The following is a 4,683-nucleotide window of genomic DNA, read 5'->3' on the forward strand; positions in this document are numbered from 1 at the left end:
GCACGGCCCGCCGTCGCCCGGTTCCGCCCGGCTAGTCCTTCTTGCGCGCCCGGCTGGGCTGCACCCGCGGCGGCTCGCCCGGCATCTTCGGATAGTCGGGCGGGAAGGGCATCTCCCCCAGACCCGCGGCGAGGTCGCGTTCCCACCACTGGAGCAGGACGTCGATCTTGCCCGGCTCATCATGCATGCGGGCCCACGGGTCGCCGGTTGTCTTCAGCCTGTCCGGAACCGTGGCGATCGTGAAGTTTTTCGGGTCGGCCGTTTCGAGTTCGTCCCATTCGATGGGGCAGGACACTGCCGCGTTCGGCAGGGCCCGCGGGCTGTAGGCACCCGCCATGGTCCGGTCGCGGTTGGCCTGGTTGAAGTCCACGAAGATCCGCTCCCCGCGCTCTTCCTTCCACCACGACGTCGTCACCTGTTTCGGCATCCGCCGCTCGATCTCCCGCGCCGCCGCGATGACGGCGTGGCGTACGTCCAGGAATTCGTGCGCAGGTTCGATCGGCGCGAACATGTGCAGCCCCCGGTTTCCGGAGGTTTTGATGAACGCGTTCAGTCCGGCCTCCGCCAGCACCGACCTCAGTTCGATCGCCACCGGGATGGCGTCGTCGAACGAGGTCCCCGGCTGCGGATCCAGGTCGATGCGCAGCTGGTCCGGGTTGTCGGAGTTCCCCGCCCGCGACGGCCACGGGTGGAACACCACGGTGTTCATCTGCACCGCCCACACCGCGGCGGCGGGCTCGTCGAGGACCAGTTGCGGGTGCGACCGGGCGCTCGGATACACCACCATCACCGACCGCACGAAGTCGGGTGCGCCCTTGGGCGGATTCTTGGAGAAGAACTGCTCGCCGTCGATCCCGTTCGAAAACCGTTGCAACGACACCGGCCGGTCGCCGTTGGCGCGGACGAAGGCCTCGCCAACCTCCGCGATGTAGCGCGCCAGATCCAGTTTGGTGATCCCCAGGTCGGGCCACATCACCCGGCTCGGGCTGGAAATGCGCACCTCGCGCTCGCCGTGCGGTCCGCCGACCGTCAGCGTTGTCTGTTCGCTGGCCATGGGAACACCTAAACACACGCACGTCGCTTCTGGCGAGGGCATGATGGGAGCATGCCTATCACCGAGTCCCCCGTGACCATCGACGTCGGCGACACCACCGTCTCCGGTGTCTACGCCCGCCCCGAGTCCGCGTTCGTCACGCTGGTGGTCGCCCACGGGGCCGGCGCGGGCATGGACCACCCGTTCCTGTCCGGTTTCACCCGTGCCTTGAACGACGACGGCGTAGCCACCTTGCGCTTCAACTTCCCCTACCGGGAGGCCGGCAGGAAGTTTCCGGACCGCCCGCCGGCTGCCATCGTGGCGTGGCGTTCGGCCATGCGGGAAGCGGCAGCGCGGTCCGAAGGTGAACCGCTGTGGGCGGCCGGCAAATCCTTCGGCTGCCGCATGGCGTCGATGGCCGTAGCGGAGGGCATGCCGGCCGCCGGCCTGGTGTACCTGGGCTATCCGCTGCACCCGCCGGGGAAACCGGACAAGCTGCGCGACGAGCACCTGTATGGGCTCACCCTGCCCATGCTGTTCCTGCAGGGCACCCGCGACACCTTCGCAACCCCGGAACTGCTCGAGTCCGTCGTCGGACGCATCGGCCCGAACGCCGTGCTCGCCTGGCAGGAAGGCGGCGACCATTCCTTCGACGTCAAGGGCCGGAAACGAGGGGCGGCGGAGATTGGGGCATCGCTCGCCGGCCCCGCTGCCGAATTCCTCCGCTCGAGGGTCGGCGGCGCCTGACCGCCGGCCGGCTCCGGCCAGTGCCCGGCGATGGCGTCCATGGCCCGCGGTGCTGGACCCCGGCTGGCGGCGGGCTACTGCTCGACGATCGAGTCGATGGTCCGCGGGGAAGTGATGGGATCGGCGTGACGGTGGATGATCTTCCAGGTGCCGTCCTCGATCCGGAAAATCGTCGTGACGCGCAGCGAGATCGGGGACGCCGCGTCGGACACGCTGACCTTCACCCGGGTCCGCTCTATTTCGACGATGTAGGCCAGATCGGTCGCGATATAGGTGGAAATCCGCTCAAACCGGATCGGCTCGCCCTCCCTGAAATGCGATACCGCCCGGTCCATGGCCGCCTCGACCTCCGCCCAGCCGCGGGCAGGCGGGCCGAGCGGATTGGCAAGCGTGACCTCCTCCTGCCGCGAAAACAGGTCCTTCGCCAAATCGGGGTTGCCTTGGACGAACGCGTCCAGCGCGCGGTGATAACGCTCGGCAACAAGTTCGAGATCGGGCCCTGGCATGATTCCTCCAGCCGCTGCCTCCCGCCGGGGCCGTGCGGCCGGGGCGCGAATACAGCCATGCTCCCACCGGCATCAGGGGATGTCCATGACCGGTGTGGACCCCCGTGCAGGGCTCCTATCCGGGGGCCGGACCGCCGGACTACGATGGCCGGGCCGGGGTCCGGACCGCTGGACTACGATGGTCGGGCCGGCGGCCGCACGCCGGGACTGCGACGGTCGGGCAAGTGGCCCGCGCGCCCTCAGCTGCGGGTCCGTGCCGAAAGGGGCCGCGTCCGATGAACGAGCAACCCGGCGGCTTCGTGCTGGAACTGGAAGCGGTCCTGGCCGCGCCGTGCGACATGGTTTTCCGCATGCTGACGGAGGCGGGCGAGTTGGCCACATGGTGGGGTCCCGAAGGTTTCACAACACCCGAGGCCGTGCTCGACGCCAAACCAGGCGGCACCTACCGGCTGACCATGAAGCCGCCCGACGGCCCGCCCTTCCACCTCGCCGGTGAGTTTCTCGACATCGTCCCTCCGCGCCGCCTCGCCTACACCTTCCGGTGGGAGGAGCCCGCGCCCGATGACCGCGAAACCGTCGTCACGCTCTCGCTCGAACCCTCGGAGGGCGGCACCCGCCTCGCCCTCCGGCAGGGCGTGTTCGCCACCGAGGAACGTCTCGGCCTGCACCGGGCCGGCTGGGCAGACGCCCTGGGGAAACTCGCCCGCGTCCTCCGCTCCGGCGGGTGACCGGGCCCGGCCCAACCGAAGGCCTTACCGCTGCCCCACCCCGCTCGCCGCTGCCGAAGGCACCGGGTCGTGCCGCAGGTAGGCGCGCCGGAAACGCCCGGTGCCGCCGGTCAGGGCACGAAGGTCGATGGCGTAGCGCAGCAATTCGTGGTCCGGGACTTCGGCGCTGATTTCGGTGAGGTCCCCGCCGGCCGAATCCGATCCGGTCAGCCGTCCGCGCCGGGCGGACAGGTCGCTCATCACCGTTCCCACGTAGTCGTCGGGCACCGTGATGGTCACGGCGGAGACCGGCTCGAGCAGCTGGATGCGGGCCGCCGCAGCGGCTTCCCGCAAGGCGAGGGCACCCGCGGATTGGAAGGCCGCGTCGGAGGAATCGACGCTGTGGGTCTTGCCGCCGACCAGTGTCACGCGGATGTCGACGACGGGGAACCCGGCGGAGACGCCTTTTTCCATCTGCGCCCGGACACCCTTCTCGACGGACGCGATGTAGGGCCCCGGGATGATGCCGCCGACGATCTTGTCCACGAATTCGAATCCGGCGCCCCGCGGGAGCGGTTCCACCTCGATCTCGCAGATGGCGAATTGGCCGTGCCCGCCGGACTGCTTGACGTAGCGTCCGCGTCCGGCGGCCCCGGCCGCGAACGTCTCCCGCAGGGGCGTGACGACGTCGACCGTTTGCACATTCACGCCCTGCCCGCGCAGCCGGTCGAGGACCACCTCGGCGTGCGACTCGCCCATGCACCACAGGATCAGTTGGTGTGTCTCCGCATGCCGCTCCACCCGCAGGGTCGGGTCGCCCGCGGCCACCTTGGCCAGGCTCTTCGCCAGGGCGGCCTCGTCGTTGCGGGTGGCAGCCTCCACCGCGACGGGCAACAGCGGTTCCGGCATCTCCCACGGTTGGATGAGCATCGGCTGCTCCCGGGACGACACCGTGTCGCCGGTCTCGGCGGTGCCGATCTTCGTCAACGCGCAGATGTCGCCGGCGATGCACAAGGACACCGACCGCAGGGTCGAGGCGAGCGGGGCGTGCAGATGCGTGACCCGCTCGTCGCTGTCGTGGTCGGCGTGGCCCCGGTCGGCGAGCCCGTGTCCGGACACGTGGATGGCGGAGTCGTCCCGCAGGGTGCCCGAAAAAATCCGGACCAGGGAGACCCGGCCCAGGAACGGGTCGGTGGTCGTGCGGATCACTTCGCCGGCGAGCGGTCCGTCGGGATCGCAGCGCAGCGGGGTGCCGCGCGAACCGTAGAGTCCCGTCGCCGCCGGCAGCGGGGGCTCGAGCGGGGACGGGAACGCCCGCTTGAGCATGTCCAGCAGCTCCGCGATGCCCAGCCCGGTTTCCGAGGAGGTGGCCAGCACCGGGTAGAAGGATCCGCGCGCGACGGCGGTTTCCAGGTCGGAGAACAGCACATCGAGGCCGATCTCCTCGCCGCCGAGGTAGCGGTCCATCAGGGACTCGTCCTCGCTCTCGGCGATGATGCCTTCGATCAGGGCGCTGCGGGCCTCCTCGGCCCCCGCGAGTTCCCCGGCGTCCGCGGGGCGGACCGCGGGCTTTCGTTCCCCGGCGCTGTAGTCCGACACGGTGCCGGACAGCAGTGCGTGCAGCCCCGTCAGGTCCGCCCCGCTCCGCACCGGCAGGTACAGCGGCTGCACGGACTCGCCGAAGGCGCCG

5 protein-coding genes are annotated in these 4,683 nt (G+C 70.0%); 2 read left to right on the forward strand and 3 right to left on the reverse strand.

Annotated elements, in window-relative coordinates; translation table 11 throughout:
- Positions 1-31: 31 nt before the first annotated feature.
- Positions 32-1,054, reverse strand: coding sequence for a non-homologous end-joining DNA ligase (ligD, locus tag AC5RV2_RS14835; protein WP_494092966.1), 1,023 nt, complete (start codon positions 1,052-1,054; stop codon positions 32-34).
- A gap of 51 nt (positions 1,055-1,105) precedes the next feature.
- Between ligD and AC5RV2_RS14840 the strand changes: the two genes are divergently transcribed.
- Complete coding sequence (locus AC5RV2_RS14840; protein ID WP_494092967.1) at positions 1,106-1,780, forward strand: alpha/beta hydrolase family protein; 675 nt, start codon at positions 1,106-1,108, stop codon at positions 1,778-1,780.
- Between the two features lie 74 nt (positions 1,781-1,854).
- Here the strand turns inward: AC5RV2_RS14840 and AC5RV2_RS14845 are convergent, their stop codons facing one another.
- Complete coding sequence (locus AC5RV2_RS14845; protein ID WP_494092968.1) at positions 1,855-2,286, reverse strand: YybH family protein; 432 nt, start codon at positions 2,284-2,286, stop codon at positions 1,855-1,857.
- Positions 2,287-2,561: 275 nt separating this feature from the next.
- On the opposite strand from AC5RV2_RS14845, the gene AC5RV2_RS14850 reads away from it, so the two are divergent.
- On the forward strand, positions 2,562-3,014 hold the full coding sequence (locus tag AC5RV2_RS14850; protein WP_494092969.1) for an SRPBCC family protein: 453 nt from the start codon (positions 2,562-2,564) through the stop codon (positions 3,012-3,014).
- A gap of 24 nt (positions 3,015-3,038) precedes the next feature.
- Here the strand turns inward: AC5RV2_RS14850 and AC5RV2_RS14855 are convergent.
- A partial coding sequence (locus AC5RV2_RS14855; RefSeq protein ID WP_494092970.1) for an elongation factor G occupies positions 3,039-4,683 on the reverse strand: 1,645 nt, incomplete at its 5' end.

The organism is Arthrobacter sp. Y3225116 (genome assembly GCF_059091245.1).